General features: G+C 39.1%; 17 protein-coding genes. 14 read left to right on the forward strand and 3 right to left on the reverse strand.

The window, feature by feature from the left end; genetic code table 11:
* Positions 1–5 precede the first annotated feature (5 nt).
* Positions 6–1,937, reverse strand: coding sequence for a cation:proton antiporter (locus ABJD64_RS20175; protein WP_348180442.1), 1,932 nt, complete (start codon positions 1,935–1,937; stop codon positions 6–8).
* A 93-nt stretch (positions 1,938–2,030) separates the two neighbouring features.
* Here ABJD64_RS20175 and ABJD64_RS20180 point away from each other — a divergent pair, with 93 nt between their 5' ends.
* The 9 genes from ABJD64_RS20180 to ABJD64_RS20220 all read left to right on the forward strand — a co-directional run bounded on the left by ABJD64_RS20180 (position 2,031) and on the right by ABJD64_RS20220 (position 12,839).
* Positions 2,031–2,945, forward strand: coding sequence for a TIGR01777 family oxidoreductase (locus ABJD64_RS20180; protein ID WP_348180441.1), 915 nt, complete (start codon positions 2,031–2,033; stop codon positions 2,943–2,945).
* A gap of 84 nt (positions 2,946–3,029) precedes the next feature.
* Entirely contained in the window at positions 3,030–3,755 is a 726-nt protein-coding gene (locus tag ABJD64_RS20185; RefSeq protein WP_348180440.1) for a TIGR00730 family Rossman fold protein, read from the forward strand.
* A gap of 7 nt (positions 3,756–3,762) precedes the next feature.
* A complete protein-coding gene (locus ABJD64_RS20190; RefSeq protein WP_348180439.1) occupies positions 3,763–4,689 on the forward strand; it encodes a lytic transglycosylase domain-containing protein in 927 nt (308 codons plus the stop codon).
* Between the two features lie 17 nt (positions 4,690–4,706).
* Entirely contained in the window at positions 4,707–7,562 is a 2,856-nt protein-coding gene (gene uvrA / locus ABJD64_RS20195) for an excinuclease ABC subunit UvrA (protein WP_348180952.1), read from the forward strand.
* A gap of 39 nt (positions 7,563–7,601) precedes the next feature.
* Positions 7,602–8,348: a hypothetical protein gene (locus tag ABJD64_RS20200; RefSeq protein ID WP_348180438.1), complete on the forward strand. Its 747-nt coding sequence runs from the start codon at positions 7,602–7,604 to the stop codon at positions 8,346–8,348.
* 95 nt (positions 8,349–8,443) lie between these two features.
* Positions 8,444–9,787: an NAD(P)/FAD-dependent oxidoreductase gene (locus ABJD64_RS20205; RefSeq protein WP_348180437.1), complete on the forward strand. Its 1,344-nt coding sequence runs from the start codon at positions 8,444–8,446 to the stop codon at positions 9,785–9,787.
* A gap of 301 nt (positions 9,788–10,088) precedes the next feature.
* Positions 10,089–10,925, forward strand: a complete 837-nt coding sequence (locus ABJD64_RS20210) for a hypothetical protein (RefSeq protein WP_348180436.1) — start codon at positions 10,089–10,091, stop codon at positions 10,923–10,925.
* 154 nt (positions 10,926–11,079) lie between these two features.
* Positions 11,080–12,117 carry a histidine kinase gene (locus ABJD64_RS20215; protein ID WP_348180435.1) on the forward strand — a complete coding sequence of 346 codons (1,038 nt, stop codon included), beginning with the start codon at positions 11,080–11,082 and terminating at the stop codon, positions 12,115–12,117.
* Positions 12,118–12,119: 2 nt separating this feature from the next.
* Positions 12,120–12,839, forward strand: coding sequence for a LytTR family transcriptional regulator DNA-binding domain-containing protein (locus ABJD64_RS20220; protein ID WP_348180434.1), 720 nt, complete (start codon positions 12,120–12,122; stop codon positions 12,837–12,839).
* Here the strand turns inward: ABJD64_RS20220 and ABJD64_RS20225 are convergent.
* Together ABJD64_RS20225 and hemW are read right to left on the reverse strand one after the other, a co-directional pair.
* A complete protein-coding gene (locus ABJD64_RS20225; RefSeq protein WP_348203487.1) occupies positions 12,836–13,204 on the reverse strand; it encodes a hypothetical protein in 369 nt (122 codons plus the stop codon). The two genes, ABJD64_RS20220 and ABJD64_RS20225, sit on opposite strands and share 4 nt — an antisense overlap.
* 106 nt (positions 13,205–13,310) lie before the next feature.
* The gene (hemW, locus tag ABJD64_RS20230; RefSeq protein ID WP_348180432.1) at positions 13,311–14,435 is read right to left on the reverse strand and encodes a radical SAM family heme chaperone HemW; all 1,125 of its coding nucleotides are present in this window, start codon (positions 14,433–14,435) and stop codon (positions 13,311–13,313) included.
* A 104-nt stretch (positions 14,436–14,539) separates the two neighbouring features.
* Between hemW and ABJD64_RS20235 the strand changes: the two genes are divergently transcribed.
* From ABJD64_RS20235 to ABJD64_RS20255, 5 genes are all read left to right on the forward strand, one after another.
* Entirely contained in the window at positions 14,540–16,153 is a 1,614-nt protein-coding gene (locus ABJD64_RS20235) for a BamA/TamA family outer membrane protein (RefSeq protein WP_348195342.1), read from the forward strand.
* Between the two features lie 46 nt (positions 16,154–16,199).
* On the forward strand, positions 16,200–17,225 hold the full coding sequence (locus ABJD64_RS20240) for an MraY family glycosyltransferase (RefSeq protein ID WP_348180430.1): 1,026 nt from the start codon (positions 16,200–16,202) through the stop codon (positions 17,223–17,225).
* Positions 17,218–18,351, forward strand: coding sequence for a DUF4271 domain-containing protein (locus tag ABJD64_RS20245; protein ID WP_348180429.1), 1,134 nt, complete (start codon positions 17,218–17,220; stop codon positions 18,349–18,351). The genes ABJD64_RS20240 and ABJD64_RS20245 overlap by 8 nt, the downstream gene beginning before the upstream one ends.
* Positions 18,352–18,383: 32 nt before the next feature.
* Complete coding sequence (locus tag ABJD64_RS20250; RefSeq protein ID WP_348180428.1) at positions 18,384–19,169, forward strand: uroporphyrinogen-III synthase; 786 nt, start codon at positions 18,384–18,386, stop codon at positions 19,167–19,169.
* 118 nt (positions 19,170–19,287) lie between these two features.
* Positions 19,288–20,253 (forward strand): type IX secretion system membrane protein PorP/SprF, encoded by a 966-nt coding sequence (locus ABJD64_RS20255; RefSeq protein ID WP_348180427.1) that lies wholly within the window; start codon positions 19,288–19,290, stop codon positions 20,251–20,253.
* The last annotated feature ends 100 nt before the right edge of the window (positions 20,254–20,353 follow it).

The raw sequence follows: 20,353 nt of genomic DNA on the forward strand, positions 1-20,353 counted from the left end.
GCCGTTCAATAGTCAAACCTCCTGGTCAAATCATCAAGACTCTTTTTGGAACCAACAAAGGTTACTAAATCCTTCAATCGAAGTCTCGTATAGCCGTGTGATATTATCATCTGGCCGCTTCTCTTTATTGATAAGATAATTACGTCAGCAGGCAATCGAAGATCTCTAAGGGTTACACCATGCAAATCTGGATTCAAAACTTCCAGATCCCTCGAATCCTGACCTGGTTCCATCCCCAAAAGAAGGGAAGTAGCTTGTGGAGAGCGCACATAGTGATCCATTAGACTGATCATGGCCATTGATGGGTCTACCACCCGCACACCAAGGTTTAAGAACTTGTCATAATAGGTCCTTTCGTTTAATCTCACTATGATATCTGGCGTACCGAAATGCTGGTAGGCCAATTCACAAACTGTCAGATTGTCCTTGTCGGAAAGCATACAAACTATGGCTTCCGTTTTAGCCGCACCCATAGCACTGAAATCCTCCAGATTGACCTCCCTCATATAGCGGATTGGAACATCTTCTGGTTCGACAATGCTTCCTTTATCCATTAGTGTAACTATTTGAACTTTCCAATTGTTACTCATTAGCTGTTTGGCTAAAGCAACAGATTGGCTTTCGAATCCGAAAATGATCGCATCCCGAATCCCATCTGTCTCAAATTTGGCCTTGGTTTTATCTTCGCCCAATTTCCTCAAAGCATACTTGAATAATGGTGGGCCGACAATTTGATTTAACACAATAATTCCAATCATAATTGTAGCGAACTCAGGCCCCCAATCAGGAAATTGACTAGATACCAGAGAGGTTAGGCCTAAGGCCACACCAGCTTGAGTGATATAAGGCATCCAGCCTACGTTCACAAATCTCATGGGGTCTTGGGCGATTAATCCACCTGCATAAGAACCCCCCATAATTGTTAGTAAGCGTATACCAAAAAAGAATAAGGCTATAGGCCATATGCCAAATAAGATATAAATATTAAGTGATGCTCCGGTGAGCGTGAAAAACGCCGCATAAATCATGGGCCCTGTTTGATGCAATATGGATAAAAACTCAGGCTTGTATTTGGAGTAGTTGGTGATGTAAAGGCTAGCGATTATGCAAGTAATCAATGGCTCTAGTCGGATAAAGTGATCTGGAATGAGACTTACGTCCGCCAAATAATGGTTGACAAAGTAAACCGAATAGCCCAAAATTACGATCACGAGAGCCTTAGACTCAGATTTGATTCTCCATGACAAAACGAAGTCGAGCAGTTTGCCTAATAAATAACCTATTCCAGCTGAAATCAACATTTCTAGAACAGGTAGTAATACGTTGATATATTTGAACTCATTACCAGAAACTAGAGAAATGCTCAGGTTAAAGCACATGGCAAAAAGAATGATCACAATGAAATCCTTGAGCACCGTCACGCCCATTACCGTTTGGGTAAATGGCCCTTTAGCCTTAAGTTCATTGATGACCGCTATGGCGGAAGCTGGAGAACGTGCGACGAATACTGTTCCGGCTAATAGGGATACAGCCAACCTGACACTAAAATCCATGCCTTGCATGAAGGAAATATAATCAGCCAGGAAAAAAACAGTAATACTGCCAATGCCAAATGAAAAGAAAAGCTGACCTAGCGTATTCCATTTGATACTATTGATTTTGGACATTAGCTCACGAAAGTACAATTCCGCCCCAGCCGCAAAGGCAATAAAAGCCAGAGCTACCTCATTGATGAAGTTTAGTTCAGAAATAGACTCCTTTGGAATCAAATTAAGAACAAAAGGTCCACACAAGATACCCGTCATTAAAAAGCCTGTAATGATAGGCAGGTTTATTTTCTGAAAAACAGTTGCAATCTTATTAGCAGCAATGGATACTACGCCAAAACCGCAAATTAGAATGATAGTTAGTTTTATACTTTCGAAATTGAGATCCATTAACTAGAGTTCAAGTTGGATTAAATTCTAAAATAGTCAATATCTTTAAAAGGGATCAGCTTCTGAACTCTTTTTAAAAACTTAAAATTTAACATGCACATACTAATCACCGGTGGAACAGGCTTGTTGGGAAAAAGATTAACATCGTATCTACTGGAGCACGCCATGCACCCTAGAATTGTAAGTCGCAGCACAAACGATTCTGCTGACATCTCTCAATATGAATGGAATGTTGATGAAGGAAGAATCGACCCTGATGCTTTTACTGAAGTGGATACAGTGATACACCTGGCCGGAGCCAATATTGCTGAAGGAAGGTGGAATACTAAAAGAAAAGAAGAAATTTTAAGCAGTCGAATTCGATCTACTCGATTGCTTTTTGAGAGCGTAAAGAAGATCAACTCAAATGAGAGACCCAAGACCTTCATTTGTGCTTCAGCAACGGGCTATTATGGTATTCATGATTTTGAACATGAGTCAAGGGAAGATGATCAAGCAGGAGAGGGTTTCTTGGCACAAGTATGTCTACAATGGGAGAAAGAGGCAGATCGTTTTGCAACTTTGGGTATGAGAGTGATAAAGATCAGAACAGGAGTTGTTTTTGATGAAAAAGGTGGAGCATTACACAAAATGACACAACCCATTCGCTATCTTATGGGTTCTCCTCTGGGCTCAGGAAAGCAATCGGTCTGCTGGATTCATTGGGAAGACTGGTGTCGTGCCATTCATCATTTCATGACCCATAAAGGCCTCTCAGGATCATATAATTTGGTCGCACCAGAACCTGTAACTAATGCAAAGCTGACCCGTTTGATAGCCAGGATAATTAAGCGCCCGCTTTGGCTGCCGAATGTGCCGGGTTTCATGTTGAAGTTTCTTCTTGGAGAGATGTCCACGGTGGTATTGGAAGGTCATAAAATGTCGTCCAAAAAACTTGAAGATGCGGGCTATCAATTTAATTTTCCAGCGGCCGAGAAGGCCATTAGTGATTTATTAATCCGGCCTTGAGCTTTGGCTAATAATCTCTAACTTTGCCGGCTTGGCATTTTTTTGAACCATTTAGAATTTTACAACCAACGAACAACAAATAACATGGGAGACGGAAGCAAGAAAAAGGCGCATGTAGAAAAGATAAAAAAAGCCTTCAAAGACAAAAACTGGAATGAGATCAAGAGTGCAGACTCCTGGGTGATTTTTAAGGTGATGTCTGAATTCGTAGAAGGGTTTGAAAAGTTAGCTAAAATTGGACCTTGTGTTTCAATTTTTGGATCCGCCAGAACACATCCGAACCATAAGTACTATAAAATGGCGACGGAAATTTCGGCCAAATTGGTTCGTCATGGCTATGGGGTAATTACCGGAGGAGGCCCCGGTATCATGGAAGCAGGAAATAAGGGGGCACATAATGAAGAAGGTAAATCTGTTGGACTGAATATTGACCTTCCTTTTGAACAAAACAACAACATATATATCGATCAGGATAAGTTGATCAATTTCGATTACTTCTTCGTGAGGAAGGTAATGTTTGTCCGCTACTCTCAAGGCTTTATCGTTATGCCAGGCGGTTTTGGTACTCTAGATGAAATGTTTGAAGCACTGACATTGATTCAAACTCAAAAAATAGAAAGATTCCCAATCGTGATGGTAGGCAGGGATTATTGGAGTGGCCTTGTTGATTGGCTTAAAGATGTACTTCTCAAGGAGAAAAATATTAGCCCTCAGGACTTAGATTTATTTCATCTGGTCGAAACAGAAGAGGAGGCCGTAGCAGTGATAGACGAATTCTACCATCAATTCAAACTTTCCCCGAATTTCTAATTTTAGAATGTTAAAAAAACATCAGTATTTTTTAGTTGGGTTGCTCATAGGTGGAGCATTAATATATGCTGCAGAACGGATATTTTCGGACCGTTCAACCGAGCCTCCCCGGATTCCTGAAGCCAGTATTGGAATCAAACAAAATAATCATTTAATATCTGGATATCCGGTGCCGGATTCAATGACCTTTGCAGGTGAAATAGTGCCATTACATAGAAGAGACGTGAGAGAGCGACTTGATCGGGAAATTCAAGTCAATGCCTTCTGGCACTCCAATTCCATTATTTTGCTCAAGCGAGGGCAAAGATGGCTACCGTTGATCGATTCTATTCTGGCGGCTAATGATATCCCAACGGACTTCAAATACCTAGCCGTAGCCGAGAGCGGCCTGGACCAGGTAGTATCTCCGGCCAAGGCTGTTGGGTTTTGGCAAATCATGAGAGGAACGGCGGGTGATTTTGGGTTGATCGTAAATAAACAAGTAGATCAACGTTACGATCCTATTCGATCTACAGAAGCCGCGATCAAATACCTCAATAAAGCTTATGAGAAATTTGGTAGTTGGACTATAGTAGCTGCTGCCTACAACATGGGCATGAGCGGGGCAGCCAAAGTCTTAGAAAATCAGAGAGCGTCTTCTTACTATGACATGATCATGTCAGAAGAACCCTCAAGATACGTGTTCAGAATATTGGCGTTAAAAAATATGCTGGAAAACCCAGAGACTTTTGGGTTTGATGTAGATGAAATGTACGAGTCCGAATCACTTAAAAAGGTGATCGTGGATTCTTCAATCGACAATTGGAATGACTTTGCAGAACAGCACGGAACAAGCTATTACCAATTGAAGAGGCTGAACCCTTGGATAAGAACTTACAAAATGAACGTGAAGCAAGGGCAAAAATTTGAAGTAAAAATTCCTACAAAAGAATAATGGAGAAAGCAGAACACATGGAGGAATTAGAACCCACGGTTTTAGACACTTTGGAAGGAGAACACACGGATTACATAGAAGTGTATGGAGCACGTGAGCACAACCTCAAAGACATCGATGTCAAGTTCAAGCGGAATCAGTTGGTGGTAATTACCGGCATCAGTGGAAGTGGTAAATCTTCCCTGGCTTTCGATACGATATATGCCGAAGGGCAGAGACGATATATGGAAAGCTTTTCTGCCTATGCCAGAAGTTTTATGGGCGACATGGAGAGACCGGATGTTGACAAGATCAACGGTCTATCTCCTGTAATTTCAATAGAGCAAAAAACTACAAGCCGAAATCCAAGATCAACAGTAGGTACGGTAACGGAAGTCTATGACTTTATGCGTCTACTTTTCGCTAGGGCCGGTATTGCCTATTCATATGTGACCGGCGAGAAGATGGAAAAGCAAACTGAAGAACAGATTTTCTTCCATGTGCTATCCTTCTTCGACAATCAGAAAATATCCATATTGGCTCCAGTCGTAAAAGGGAGAAAAGGACACTATAGAGAGCTTTTTGTACAAGTGGCAAAAATGGGCTACACCAAGGTTCGAATCGATGGAGAGATGCGAGACCTTATACCAAAGATGCAGGTAGATCGATACAAAACGCACGACATTGAAGTCGTAATTGATCGTGTGCAAGTCCGAGAAAAGGATAAGATCAGAATTAATGCGTCCTTAAAAACGGCCATACAACAAGGCAAGGGCGTGATGATGATTCAAGATGAGCAAGGTGAAATACACCATTTCTCAAAGCACCTGATGGATGCCAAATCAGGTCTGGCCTATGATGATCCGGCTCCCAACAATTTCTCCTTCAACTCGCCTTACGGCGCTTGCCAGACCTGCAATGGGCTTGGTGTGATAGAAAAGATAGAAAAAGACAACATCATCCCTGATGCTTCATTAAGTATTAGCCGAGGTGCGATTTTACCTTTGGGCGAATTTCGTGACATCTGGATTTTTAAGAAAGTCGAAGCCATCCTTAAAAAACATAAGTATAGTCTCACCACCCCTGTGAAAGATATTAAATCCGATGTTCTTGATATATTATTATATGGTGATGAGGAGCCTGTGGCTGTAAGTTCAAAGAAATACCCAGGTACTGAGTGGAATACTCAGTTTCAGGGAATTGCCAATTTCTTGGAAAAGCAAAAAGAGAGTGGCACGGAAAAAATCCAAAAATGGATCAAAGATTTTACTACTACCTCCGTATGTCCGGAATGTGAAGGGGCAAGACTTAGAAAAGAGTCCTTGCATTTCAAAATTGCAGAAAAGAATATTTCCGAGCTTGCTCAATTAAATATTCATGATCTAACGGAATGGTTTGTAGATGTAGAAAGCCGTTTGACCGAAAGACAAAATGTCATTGCCGCTGAGATACTCAAGGAAATTAGAAAGAGACTTGGCTTTTTACTAGACGTAGGATTGAATTATTTAGAGCTCAATCGACCGCTTAGAACCTTATCAGGAGGAGAAGCGCAAAGAATACGACTAGCCACGCAAATAGGCACTCAACTCGTGGGTGTGCTGTATATTTTGGACGAGCCTAGCATAGGCTTGCACCAGCGTGATAACGTAAAGCTAATCAAGGCCCTGAAAGACCTTCGTGATTTGGGGAATACCGTAATAGTAGTAGAGCATGACAAAGACATGATGCTCGATTCAGATTACGTCATCGACATAGGCCCAGGGGCTGGACGTCATGGAGGTCAAATAGTGGCCGAAGGATCTCCTTCTGAATTTATGAAAAACCCCACCACTACTGCTGGTTATTTGAGCGGTAAGTTGAAAATAGAAGTGCCGAAGAAAAGGAGGGCTGGAAACGGGGAGAAAATTGTTCTCAAGGGAGCTACAGGTCATAATCTGAAAAACGTGAACCTAACCTTACCGCTTGGAAAAATGATCTGTGTTACCGGCGTCTCCGGAAGTGGCAAATCATCTTTGATTCATGAGACTTTTGTTCCAATCCTGAACAAAAAGTTTTACCGATCGAGAAAAGATCCTCTTTCGTATAAAAGCATCGACGGAGTAGATCATGTCGATAAAATTATTGAAGTTGACCAGTCGCCGATTGGACGTACACCGAGGTCAAATCCTGCGACGTATACAGGTGTCTTCACCGACATTAGAGCGCTGTTTTCGCAATTACCAGAAGCTAAGATAAGAGGATATAAGCCTGGTCGTTTTTCTTTTAATGTAAAAGGAGGACGTTGCGAAACTTGTGAAGGAGCCGGAATGAAGCTGGTTGAGATGGACTTCTTACCTGACGTCTATGTGCCCTGTGAAACCTGTAAGGATAAGAGGTACAATCGCGAGACACTTGAAGTGCGATTCAAGGGTAAATCCATTTCTGATGTTTTGGATATGACTGTGGAGCAGGCAGTAGGGTTCTTTGAACACCAGCCGAAAATTGTTCGTAAAATTAAGACCTTAAATGATGTTGGGCTTGGGTATGTCACCCTCGGGCAGCACGCGACCACGCTTTCCGGGGGCGAGGCACAACGCGTTAAGTTGGCAACAGAACTTTCCAAAAAGGATACCGGTAAGACCTTCTATGTTTTAGATGAGCCAACTACTGGCCTACATTTTCAAGACATACAGCATTTGCTAAATGTCCTTAATATCCTGGTAGAAAAGGGTAATACTGTAATGATCATCGAGCACAACCTGGATGTCATCAAAATCTCAGATCACATCATTGATCTCGGTCCAGAAGGTGGTAACGGAGGTGGGCAGATTATAGCCGAAGGTACACCCGAGCAGATAGTGAAAAAAAATGCTGGCTATACGGCGAGGTTTTTGGCAGAGGAATTATCTTCTTAAAATATTTGCCTATTTTGGCGACTTTGATCAGTAGTAGAAATGAAAGAAAACAAAGGCACACCGCATACCAAAAAACACACTTCGGAACAACTCATACCCTACCAATGGTTTTGGACAAATCCTTTTGGGGAGCGTATGGGTTTTGTCGAATGGTTAAAATCAAGGCCCTTTACAGTTTCTTATTTGATCATTGTATGGTCTATTATTGGCGCTTTGGGTTTTGCATCTACTCGAAATTGCGATGAGACTTGGCAGTTGGCATTTGCATGTGATAGAGCGATTTGGATGATCAAGATGGTGACCGAGCCTGTTGCGTACTTCTTTAGCTGGTTTACAGCTCCATTTTTCCACAACGGGCTAGACCATATACTTTTCGTTTCAATTTTTGGTTTTTTGATGCCCGTGCAATCATTTGAGGTGCAACATGGAAGCAAAGCAACCTTTATAATATTTTTTGTTTCCTATGTTTTCATTGGGATATTCTTCGGAACATTTTTTAATGTTGGACTCGCATATTGGCCAGACAGTGAATTTTTTCAGTTTGGTTTTGAAAGAAATTGGATGGGTGGCTCTGTTGGTTTTTATGCAATCATTGGTGCATTAGGGTTTTGTAGCCGTAAGAAGTGGTTTTTAGCGCTATTAGTGATCTGTTTTGAGGTTATTAACCTGACAGTGATTGGTATCGACATTCATATTTCATTTATTCACGTGATATCTTTTATAAGTGGATTCACAATGAGTTGGGCATTGAAAAGCAGGGGAGTGATTACGCCAGCATTATCATGAAAATGAGTAGACAGAAGTTCATAAATAAGTCTTGATATTCTCAACTTCGTACAACCTATGAACGTTAATTCCTAAAGTAATCAAACCGTAAAAATATGGTCAGTGAAAGTGAGGAAATTAAGATTCCTCAAACAGAACTACCCAGAATAGTCGTGGTAGGCGGAGGTTTTGGAGGCCTCAGATTTCTTAAAAAATTGGACACCAGACAGTTCCAGGTTGTCCTACTCGACAGATACAATTATCACACTTTTCAGCCACTTCTTTATCAAGTAGCTACTGCTGGCCTAGAGCCCGATTCCATAGCAGGTCCACTTAGAAAAAGCTTTCAAAATAAGAAGAACTTTTATTTCAGAATGGCAACTGTCAGTCGAGTCGATGCCATTAAACAGCAGGTCGAAACAAATATTGGAACCTTAAAGTATGACCGATTAGTGCTGGCCTGCGGTTCACTGACCAATTTCTTTGGTAACGATGAATTCGAAGAAAAAAGTTTTCCGTTGAAGCAAGTACCCCATGCTCTGAACCTGAGGAGTCAGATTCTACAAAACTTTGAAAAAGCGGTTCTTAAAACAGATGAAAATGAGATGCAGCGATTAATGAATTATGTGATCGTTGGAGGTGGCCCTACCGGAGTGGAGGTAGCTGGAGCTTTGGGAGAATTGAAGAAGCACGTGCTGCCCAAAGATTTCCCGGAGTTGAACTTGAATAAAATGCAGATCTATTTGGTAGAAGGCCAGGAACGCTTGTTAGGCGCTATGTCCGAATATTCAGGAAGAAAGGCATTTGATTATCTAAAAAAATTCGACGTCAATATCTATGTAGGTAAGATTGTAAAGGCTTTTGATGGAGAAACGGTAACACTTAATGACGGAATGCAGATCCCTAGCGAGACCCTGGTTTGGGCCGCGGGGGTCAAAGGGAATGCAATCGCTGGATTGACACTTGATGTTACACCTGATAAAAGGTTTAAGGTAGACGAATATAATCGAGTGGCAGAATTTGAAAATATTTATGCCATTGGAGATGTGGCAAGTATGATGTCGGAAAATCACCCAAAAGGACATCCCATGCTAGCACCTGTGGCCATTCAACAGGGAGAATTGTTGGCTAAGAACCTAAATGGCTTGAAAAAGGATAAAGTTTGGAAAGCCTTCTCTTATATTGATAAAGGGACTATGGCTACCGTAGGTCGCAACAAAGCCGTTACAGAACTGCTCGGCAAGTTCAAATTTGGTGGTTTCATGGCTTGGTTGACTTGGATGTTTGTGCACCTAATTCTGATTGTTGAGTTTCGGAACAAGATCGTGATCTTCGGTAACTGGCTATGGAATTATTTTACCTACGACCGTGGTACCAGATTGATCATACGTCCTTTTGTTAAAGCCAAGTTGGGGAAGAAAGAAAAACCTAAGGAAGATCACGAAGTGCTGGTGGCCTGAATTATTAACGTTTGACCAACTAAGCAATTTTTACTGGAAATTTGCCAGTAACATTAGTTATTTCGACTCAGTCAAAGCCTTCAAAAGCATTCATTCACTTCAATTGAATACTGGCGAGAAGATCTAATCTTTCATGTAACACAAGCCTGACTGGTTCACTGGTCAGGAAGAAACAGTTGCTCGTGATCCTTTTTTGGAGACTTATCGAATTTGTCAATTCTCTCAATTAATAGTAATTACATTTGGCTTCTCTTCAGCTAGATACAGTAATTCTTTAACCATTTGACAAACTATTACCATCATGAAATATTTCGTATCTAGCGCATTGCTTTATTTATTTGTTTCGTACTCTCTCTTAGCACAAGAAGACTTATTCAAGAAGGGTATGGAAGCCTACAACCAAAAAAATTATCTCAATTCCCTCATTTTGTTTGGTGAGACATTGGAGCATAAATATCTGATTAGTGGTAAGGATCTTCCTCGTGCCTATTGTTATCGTGCAAAATCTATCATTAATATTTACGAACAGGCCATATCTAAAAATGATACTTTTATGATGAGTAGATTTCCTGATATGTTAGTAGTAGCTTATGATGATCTGGATGAGGCCAAAAAATTCGACAATGGTAAAATGAAATCTATGCTAAAAGAGACTTTCGAAGATTTAGGTCAAATTACGATTTGGTTTTGCCAAACTGTAGCTAAGCAGTTGAGGCTGGATTTTCATCACAAAAATGAGGTGGATAGCTTACTCGGTGTGATTAAAGATGAGCTAGTACTCTTAGAAAGACATCAGTTTAGAAATCAGGGCTATTTGGATCTTCTGGGTCTTATAGAATATAAATCAAAGAATTACGAATTGGCAGAATCCTACTTTAGAGAATCGCGATCAATGCCTGAGGATGGTTCAGTTGATTTACTAGATATTGATCACCTATATAGCTATTACTATGATGGGTTAATCAAATATCATGAAAACCATGAATTTGAGGATGCTTTGATAAATGTGAAGGAAGCTAAAAAGAGACTCTTCTTGACTCAGACTTCTTTCAAAGATTCAGTCTATGCGTTAGATCATTCACAATTGGTAAGTAAGTTAGAGGACTTAGAAATTCGCCTCGAGTTGTTAGTCAATTGATAAGACTAGGTCGGTTTCTTAATATTTATCGCTCTGGTGTTTTTAGTAAGCTAGATAACCAACATGATTAGTCATTTATTCCAACCGCATCGTCATTTCACCACTAATAAAATCCTAGCCTGGCAATCTTAAGGTTTCACTAAATTTGACTTATATGCAGATGACTAAACAGCGTGCGTATTGGTTATGTCAAATTATAGGGTGGTCCTTTTGGGGTCTTCTCAACTTTGCAGTGTTTGTGATGCAAAGTGAAAGAATTGCCCTTGCAGATGTTTTCGGCGCTACCTTTCAGGTGGCATTTTATGTGGCGTCTTCACATTTTCTGCGTATGCAAATCAAGAAGAAAAAGTGGTTTACATTTTCTTCCGTTCAACTTATTCCCAGGATTTTAGGATCAAATCTGTTCTTAGGTTTGGCCAATTATTTCACATTGATATTTGTGGCTTATTTGATGGGTACTCTGAAAGTATCAGTAGAATTAAGACCCAATTATATTTTGCTGGGAATTTTGGGCCCGACAGCCATGTACTTTTTATGGTCACTTGTGTATTTCACCTATCACTATTTTGAGGAATACAACAAGTCCTTACGTTATGAAGCTGTGATTCGTGATACAGAGTTGAACAACCTAAGGGCTCAGCTTAATCCACATTTCATTTTCAATTCACTCAATAGTATAAGAGCTTTGGTAGATGAAGACCCGCGAAAGTCAAAGTCTGCGATTACCCAATTATCTAACATTTTAAGAAATTCACTTCAAGTGGATAAGCAGAGACTGGTTCTACTTCAGGATGAAATGGCAACTGTGGAGGATTATCTAAGCCTCGAGTCGATTAGATACGAAGAGCGCCTTAATGTGGAGTTTGAAATTAGTAAGCGCACCCATAAAGTCAAGATTCCACCACTTATGATTCAGACCTTAGTTGAAAACGGCATAAAACATGGGATTTCTAGGTTAAAAGCTGGCGGCACGATCAGTGTAATGGCGAGAATAGAAGGAGATTTTTTGGTAGTTCAAATCAGAAATTCAGGTGTATATTTAAATAACAAACCCTCCAAACTAAGAGGCTATGGCCTAGATAATACAAGAAAGAGAATTAAATTGATCTACGGGGATCAAGCACGATTCGCAATAAAAAATGAAACTGAAAATACAGTACTGACCGAATTGGTTTTACCGAAAGGATATTAGATATGAAGGCAATAATAATTGATGATGAACGATTGGCAAGAAAAGAATTGACAACACTGTTGGCAGAATTCCCCGAAATAGAAATCGTGGACGAGGCCGTCAATGCAGACGATGCCGTCGAGAAAATTCAGCAGCATGATCCAGACTTGATCTTCCTGGATATTCAAATGCCAGATAAGACAGGATTTGAATTGTTGGAAATGTTAGAAAAGACGCCATTGGTAGTGTTTACAACAGCTTATGACCAATTTGCAATAAAGGCCTTTGAATTTAATGCGCTGGATTATTTACTTAAACCGATAGACACAGACCGATTGGCCGATGTGGTCAAGAAAGTTGTTAGCCAAACGGAGAGGCCAGCACCTCCAGTGGAGACTACAGAAAAACTCAAACCGACCGATCAAGTGTTCGTAAAGGATGGAGAGAAATGTTGGTTTGTAAAACTCGAAAACATCAGGTTGTTTGAATCTGATGGCAACTACATCAAAGTATTTTTTGATGGCTTTCGGCCAATGATTCATAAATCCCTGAATGCTTTAGATGAGAAGCTAGATGATAAGTCATTTTTTCGGGCCAGTAGAAAGCATATTATTAACCTGGGATGGGTCGAGTCAATTGAACCTTGGTTTAATGGCGGTTTGATGGTGCAACTAAAAGGTGGGGAAAAGGTGGAGGTCAGCAGAAGACAAGCGTCGAAATTTAAAGAAAGAATGAGCCTTTAGCCCTCTCTCACTCTTTCCATAAGTTCTGTTTGAATTTGCCAATCCTTAGCCAAATTGATCATCGCAGTTGCCTCCATCTCGGTCATATACCCTTTCTTGTGATTGTCTTGCCAAACAGCAATTAAATAGTCAAGTTTTTTTTCTTTTGGCATTGAGCCAATGACTTTATTTAAAAATTCCCTGGCCCTCTCAAAGGCCGATAGAAAGTCCTCTGCTATAAAGGCATTGGCCCAGTCGAGTTCCCTTTGAGCATCATATTGAGTGGCACTTTCTTCTAATATAGTTTTTTCATCCTCATCTAATCCATGATAGTGAAATATCAAGGACTTGAGTAACATAAGTGCACGTTTTTCTTGTCTTGTCATACTGAGGGCCTGCTCATTTCTTGTCCTGTGTCTAATTAGATATTCAAATATGATGACTTGTCCACCCTACCATTTTACAGGAATAATTAATAAATGATGAATATAATCAGATTATGAGTTTTTCAGTAATGAAATCGGCAAGTAATTTTCCTTTTGGAGTTAATCTCAGAAAATTACTCTCCGTTTCTAACATTTCCACCTTGTTAAAATTCTCAATTGCTTCCGACTTCGTGCTCAATAAATCAAATGAATAGTGTTTAATTAAATACTGGCAATCAATCCCCTTCTTAAGGCGAATTTGTGTAATAATGAATTCGTTGATTTGGTCTTTTTCTGATAAGTTCTCGATTGTGAATGGCAACTCATTATTTTTCAAGCCTTGAATGTACTTGATATTGTGTGCTTGGTTGTACTGTCTGGATTTACCGTTGTATGAATGCGCTGCGGGACCGATACCCAGATACCATGTACCATACCAATAGGATGAATTGTGTTTGGATTCGAATCCCGGTAGACAAAAATTGGAAATTTCATATTGGATATACCCAGCGTTTTCCAATGTTTCCATGATGAGTTCTAAATGTGCTGCCGCAATATCATCATCTAATGAATTCAGTTTATTTTGTTTCTGCCATTTCCCAAAAACAGTATTTTCCTCAATGGTCAGACCATAAATTGAAATATGAGGAGTTCTGAGTTTGAGTGCTTGATCAAGGTCGGCCTCCAGAGCGGCAAGAGACTGATCAGGGGCACCAAATATGAGATCAATAGATAGATTGGTAAACCCTAATTTCTTGGCTTCTCTAACGGATTTTACAGCCATTTCATTGTCATGAGCACGGTTAAAGTAAGAAAGGAGATCGTCATCAAATGATTGGATGCCGATACTCAAACGATTAACTCCGACAGATTTTAATTCAGCTAATTTAGCGGAGGTTAGATCATCCGGATTGGCTTCCAATGTAATTTCGGGACTTTGACCAATTAAAAAATTTTGTCTAATTCTTTCCAGAATTGTAGAGAATTCAAATGTAGAAAGCAGAGAAGGAGTACCTCCTCCAAAATATATGGTTTCTACAATTTCTTCAGCAAGATATTTTTTTTGCAAGTCAATTTCCTTGAGAATTCCCTCAATTAAATCTGATTTGGTCGTTAGATTGGTTGAAAAATGAAAGTCACAATAATGACAGGCTTGTTTACAGTAAGGAATATGTACATAGATTCCGGCCAAAGCGTTCGTGTTATATTGAGCTGCTAATGTATAGAGTATTTAGAGAATATATTGTTTGTTTTTATCTGGTTTTGGGAGCATATGGAACTGTTAGATCTCAAGAAATGGATTCCGCAAGAACTGTCGTAGTCTTTGAAGGACTTGATGAAAGGTATAGGCCAAAGCAGGAAGTAAAGAATTTAGAAGAGATTGAACCTGTATGTCAAGAAATAATAACAAAACTTCGAATAGATGGCTATTGGTTGGCAAGTATTGATAGTGTGGATCATACCTCAAATCTGGCAAAAGTGTACTGTTACCAAGGAAGAAAGTTCGATGTCATTGATATTTCAATCTATAATGAATATGAACTTTTTAATAAGCTTCCACACTTCCCAGGTAATAAGCTTGACCGAGTCAGGTCTCCCTTTGAAATAGAAGCCGAAATTGAAAAGATACTTCATTATTTGGAAGCTAATGGTTATCCATTTGCTGAGATAATTATGGATTCTTCTAAAATGGAAGTGGACACTTTGCGTGCATATCTTCATCTAGATTTTGGCACAAAGATTACCTACGACAGCTTAGAGTTAAATCCTCCAAGCCTGATAAATCCAATATTTCTGAGTAGGTATCTGGGGCTGGATTATGATAAAATTTATGACGAACAAGATCTAACAGGAGTGCAGGACAAAATTCGACATTTACCCTTTTTGACGCTCGAAAAAATGACTACCTCATTTCAATTAAAAAAGGCCAAAATCTCATTGGATCTTGCTCATAAGAAGGTGAATCACTTTGACGGAATTTTAGGTCTGGTTCCAGACCAAGATGGTGAAGGCGTAGAGGTTACAGGAGAGTTGGATTTGAGTATCAAGAATTTGTTCAAGTCAGGTAAAAGGATAGAAGTCAAATGGAACAGGTTAGATCCTGGCTCACAGCAATTGCATGCCAATTACCTACATCCTATACTCTTTGGATCACCATTGGATTTTTATTTTGCTATTGACCAAATTCGACAAGACACAGTTTATTCTAATCGATCGATACAGCTAGCCTTTGATTACCGCCCAATCAAAAATGTAGAGATGAGAGTAAGTTACGAGAACCTGCTTGGCAATGAATTAGATGATCAGAAAGAAATTAGTGGTGACTTCGATATAGATTACTACGGTCTGACTGTTGTATGGTATCGACTTGATCAGTTATTTAACCCGAAGAGGGGTTTCAAAATTAAGTGGGACGCCGATATAGGAAGAAAATCTATTCAAGGGTCAGGCGGTACCATTCCTGAATCCACACAATATCGCTTGCGATCCACCTTGGAGTCATACTTTCGAATTTCATCAAGATCAGTACTATACCTAGCCTCAAAAAACGGAGCTATATTTAATGATTATCTCTATCTGAATGATTTATTTAGACTTGGAGGTTTGAAGTCCATAAGAGGGTTCAATGAACTTGAATTTTTTGCGTCAAAATATGCTGTCCTCAATCTGGAATGGCGTTATTACCTTGATGTCCAATCTTATCTATTGGCTTTCTATGATCAATCTTTTTTATCCTATAAAATCCTAAACGGATCATTTGATGATAGACCAGCCGGTGTTGGAATAGGGATGCAATTTGCCACTGCCCAAGGTAATTTTAAGATACTATACGGATTGGGTAGACGGAATGGAGAGTCGTTTTCTTTTGCCACTTCCAAAATTCATTTTGGATATACTGCCATTTTTTGAAAAGGTATTGAGTTTTGACTTACTTTGAGCCAAATACGACTAGCATATGATCGAATCCATACTGATATTTTTCTGGGCGCTTCTCATTTCTATGTTTTCTATTCCAACCATTATTAGTGTGGCTCATAGCAAACGTATCTTGGACGAGCCTGATTTTAGAAAATTTCATGATATCAATACGCCTCGCCTAGGTGGTTTGGCAATTTTCGCCGGCTTTATGACTGGCGTTGCTATTTTTGGGCAGATGTCCCTTGGGATTCAACAGCTGTTGGCTGGAAGTCTTATCATTTTTTTTGTCGGCGTGAAGGACGATATTAATGGAGTATCGGTTTTCAAGAAATTTTTCGTACAGGTTTTGGCTGCAGGAATAGTTTTGTTTTATGCAGATATTCGAATCTCAAGTTTTCAAGGGTTTCTTGGAATATACGATTTGGAAGTTGGCATGAGTTACGCGTTTAGCTTTTTAGTCATATTATGCATTACCAATGCAATTAACCTCATTGATGGGGTTGATGGCCTGGCAGGTTTTATTGTGGTCGTGATATGTACGACATTTGGAACTTATTTTTATGTCTCGGGGGAAGAAAGCTATGCCTACGTCTGTTTTGCTCTTACTGGATCCATGTTCGGTTTTTTGAGGTACAATCTGTTCAATGCACGTGTTTTTATGGGAGACACAGGTGCTTTGGTCAGTGGATTTATTATTTCTATTCTGGCCATTCATTTCATTGAAATGGATAAAATCGCTTCTGCTCCGGCTCTGTCGATAAGCATTTTGTTTATTCCAATATTTGATACTATTCGAGTATTTATAATCAGAGTTTATCGAGGTGTATCTCCCTTTATGCCAGATAGAAATCACATTCACCATTATTTATGTGATTTGGGGCTATCTCATTTTCAAGTAGTGTTGGTTCTGGTCTTTGTCAATTTGTCCGTTATACTATTCGCAATATTCTTTTCCAATCTGGGCAACTCAGCTTTACTTATTATTTTGGGAACCGGAGCGGTTCTTTTTAGCATCATTTTGGAAATTCTAATCAAAAAAAGGCGAGCACAATTGGATGTGTAAGAAGTTAATTATTCTTGTTTTATTGGTAGTGCATCAATTACCCAGCGCTACGGCCAATGAAGAAACGTTATCCGGTGTTGAGCTGCGAAACTTGCGTTGGGATTGGGAGGTCTATGATGAAGAAGTCAACCAATATGTCCCCTTCTTTAAACAGCCAAATACTAAGGCCATAAGATTTAAATTGGATTTCAACAAATACAAAAACTCAGAAGTCAAACTACTCCTGACTGACAACTGTTTTGTTTGGATAGAAGATGAATTGGTCTACCGCACGATGGGCAGAGAGTTGGTTTTTTTTAGCCTCGATAGCATACAAGCCATATACAAAAAGAACGAAGTGAATATGACAATATTCAGCCCTCAGTTTAATGAAAAGAAAATAAGTACAGCGATTGTAAATGAGGAAGAAGGAACTTATTCCATATCGAAAGATTGGCTTTTAAAGAAACGAATTGATCAGAGTCAAATAGATTCATTTATCATAATTTCTATCGTAACACTATCGTTAATTGCTCTATTCAGATCATTTAACTATCGCCTATTTCAAGAATATTTTTCTTTGAGTAGATCGCTTCAGTTGCGGCAAAATTTTGACCTAATTATAGCCCATTCCCCAATTGCATGGCCAAACATTGGCTTTGTCATTTTTTATGCCATTCTTGTCGGTAATTCATTTATGAACATTGGGCTTTTTCAGAGTGATGTACATATTGACTTCCCTTTTGGGTTATCTAAAGGAAATAGGATCACTATGGGATTGAAAATCAGCGGGTGTTGTTTTGCTTTGATGCTCTTGAAGTGGTTACTGATCTTAATCACTTCAGAATTGTTTAAAATTCAAAAAGCACGGCATTTGCATTTTTTTACTTACTTCCGACATTCTTTAATAATTGCTATTACTATGTTCATATTAAGTGTGATCTATGGGATTTTTGAAGGATCGCTCATAACGAAGGGGTGGTCTGTGATTCAGGCAATGGTTGTGGCGGTATGGTCTGGACGACTTATTCTCATATTTTTTGTTCTAAATAAGATTTATACCTTTCGAAAACTTCATTTATTTTCTTACCTTTGCAGCACAGAATTGATCCCACTACTACTATTTTTTAAGATTTTCTTAAAATAGTTACATAATAGTTTTCAAAAAGGTCCATTGGAATGAGTGAAGAATTATTGATTGAAGACAAAGCAAGGTTAAAGAAAGTATCAAGTATATTAGTTTCTCAACCGAAACCAGTAGGTGACAAATCACCGTACTTTGATTTGGCTGAAAAGTACAACATAAAAATTGACTTTAGGCCATTTATTCAGATTGATCCTGTCGATATAAAAGAGTTTAGACAGCAAAAGGTCGATATTTTAAAGCATTCGGCTGTTATTTTTACAAGCCGAAATGCTGTAGATCATTTTTTTAGATTGGCGACTGAAAATAAAGTAGAGATACCTTCTGACATGAAGTATTTCTGTATTTCAGAACAAACGGCAAATTATCTACAGAAGTACATAGTCATTCGGAAAAGAAAGATTTTTACTGGGTCAAGGACGGCCAGTGAATTAATTGAAGTATTGAAAAAGCACAAAAATGAAAAATACATTTTTCCTTGTTCAAATATCAGAAAAAACGATATCCCTGATTTTCTAAACGAAAACGGATTTGATTGTACTGAAGCTATCATTTATAAGACTGTAGCCAGTGACCTATCTGATTTAGCAGACGTCAACTATGATATAATTGCTTTTTTTAGTCCATCAGGTATTAATTCCCTAATGGTCAATTTTCCTGAATTCAAACAAAACAATACAAGAATTGCTGCATTTGGTCCTACTACGGCACAAGCTGTAAAGGATGCAGAGTTAATTCTTGATATTCAAGCACCCCTACCGAACGCACCATCAATGACAGGTGCCTTGGAGTTGTACATAAAAAAGGCGAATAAGATTTAAAAATTGAGAAATTACTCGTATTTGTTTCAAACTAAATAAGGGTATTTTCAATTTTTCGTTATTATTACATAATGCCTTGGCATTCTAGCCGATGTCATTATTGTAACGGCGAGATCTTATGAGGAAATCTATAATAATAGCTTTGATGTTTTTTGCCTACTTTGAGCTAACAGCACAGCAGGACCCTCATTTCAGCCAATACATGTTTAATAAGTCCTACTGGAGCCCGGCTTTGACGGCTGTGGATGATAAAGGCAGTGTTAGCATTTTGAGCCGATCCCAATGGTTAGGCTATGAGCCAACGTTTGAACAGGATGGGGGAGCTCCATCAACGCAGTTCTTAAATTTTTCAACACCAGTTAAAGTAAAAGAAATACCATTAGGCGTCGGAGTAAACATTGTTTATGACAAATTAGGTGTACTCAATAATTTAGAGGCACAAGTCTCTATTGCATATCACAAAAGGCTGAACAGAGGCACATTAAGTTTAGGTATTAGGCCTGGGTTAATAAACAGGACATTAGATTTTTCGAAGTTACGATTTGTTGATCCTTCAGATCCAAAAAACATACAAAGAAAAGAGTCTCAAGCCGCATTGGATTTGGCTTTTGGCGCTGGTTATTCCACAGAAGATTATCTAATAGCGGCCGGAGTTAACCATCTACTCAGACCGACAATGGACTATGGACTTGATGGCTCAGGAAATAGCAATAATAAGATGAGTATGGTATACAATCTTTATGGAGAATATAATTATCGGCTTACCTATAATATTGATTTGACACCATCGATTCTAATTACCTCAGATATTAATACTTTTTCACTTGATTTGAGTGTAATTGGCACATATAATGAAAAATTGTGGGGAGGATTGTCCTATAGAAATAACGAAGCCATGACTCTTCTTATGGGTTATTCTTTTTTCGGCAACAATCAATTGAAGGCGGGGTATGCATTCGACTATGTCATAAAGGAACAATCCGCCAAAGAGCCGACTTCGCACGAAATATTTATCCGTTATGACTTGCCATCCATTTCCACAGGTGCGAAAAAAATCATCCGTACGCCAAGGTTTCGATATTAATTGCATAATTAGTTGATTGAAAATCGCGGGAAAGGAAGTGCTTTTCTTATTTTAGTGGCGTGAAATAATTTTTGTTCGAGATTTAATGTATCTTGAAATG

It is taken from the genome of Reichenbachiella sp. (assembly GCF_039944555.1).
Classification (GTDB): domain Bacteria; phylum Bacteroidota; class Bacteroidia; order Cytophagales; family Cyclobacteriaceae; genus Reichenbachiella.

What these genes read in the sequence shown, in the direction of transcription:
- ABJD64_RS20215 (WP_348180435.1), top strand. Translation starts at nt 11,080, where the DNA reads ATGCAGATGACTAAACAGCGTGCGTATTGGTTATGTCAAATTATAGGG.
- ABJD64_RS20200 (WP_348180438.1), top strand. Translation starts at nt 7,602, where the DNA reads ATGAAAGAAAACAAAGGCACACCGCATACCAAAAAACACACTTCGGAA.
- ABJD64_RS20180 (WP_348180441.1), top strand. Translation starts at nt 2,031, where the DNA reads ATGCACATACTAATCACCGGTGGAACAGGCTTGTTGGGAAAAAGATTA.
- ABJD64_RS20240 (WP_348180430.1), top strand. Translation starts at nt 16,200, where the DNA reads ATGATCGAATCCATACTGATATTTTTCTGGGCGCTTCTCATTTCTATG.
- ABJD64_RS20210 (WP_348180436.1), top strand. Translation starts at nt 10,089, where the DNA reads ATGAAATATTTCGTATCTAGCGCATTGCTTTATTTATTTGTTTCGTAC.
- ABJD64_RS20185 (WP_348180440.1), top strand. Translation starts at nt 3,030, where the DNA reads ATGGGAGACGGAAGCAAGAAAAAGGCGCATGTAGAAAAGATAAAAAAA.
- ABJD64_RS20255 (WP_348180427.1), top strand. Translation starts at nt 19,288, where the DNA reads ATGAGGAAATCTATAATAATAGCTTTGATGTTTTTTGCCTACTTTGAG.
- ABJD64_RS20190 (WP_348180439.1), top strand. Translation starts at nt 3,763, where the DNA reads ATGTTAAAAAAACATCAGTATTTTTTAGTTGGGTTGCTCATAGGTGGA.
- uvrA (WP_348180952.1), top strand. Translation starts at nt 4,707, where the DNA reads ATGGAGGAATTAGAACCCACGGTTTTAGACACTTTGGAAGGAGAACAC.
- ABJD64_RS20245 (WP_348180429.1), top strand. Translation starts at nt 17,218, where the DNA reads ATGTGTAAGAAGTTAATTATTCTTGTTTTATTGGTAGTGCATCAATTA.
- ABJD64_RS20175 (WP_348180442.1), bottom strand. Translation starts at nt 1,937, where the DNA reads ATGGATCTCAATTTCGAAAGTATAAAACTAACTATCATTCTAATTTGC.
- ABJD64_RS20225 (WP_348203487.1), bottom strand. Translation starts at nt 13,204, where the DNA reads ATGACAAGACAAGAAAAACGTGCACTTATGTTACTCAAGTCCTTGATA.
- ABJD64_RS20205 (WP_348180437.1), top strand. Translation starts at nt 8,444, where the DNA reads ATGGTCAGTGAAAGTGAGGAAATTAAGATTCCTCAAACAGAACTACCC.
- ABJD64_RS20235 (WP_348195342.1), top strand. Translation starts at nt 14,540, where the DNA reads ATGGATTCCGCAAGAACTGTCGTAGTCTTTGAAGGACTTGATGAAAGG.
- ABJD64_RS20250 (WP_348180428.1), top strand. Translation starts at nt 18,384, where the DNA reads ATGAGTGAAGAATTATTGATTGAAGACAAAGCAAGGTTAAAGAAAGTA.
- ABJD64_RS20220 (WP_348180434.1), top strand. Translation starts at nt 12,120, where the DNA reads ATGAAGGCAATAATAATTGATGATGAACGATTGGCAAGAAAAGAATTG.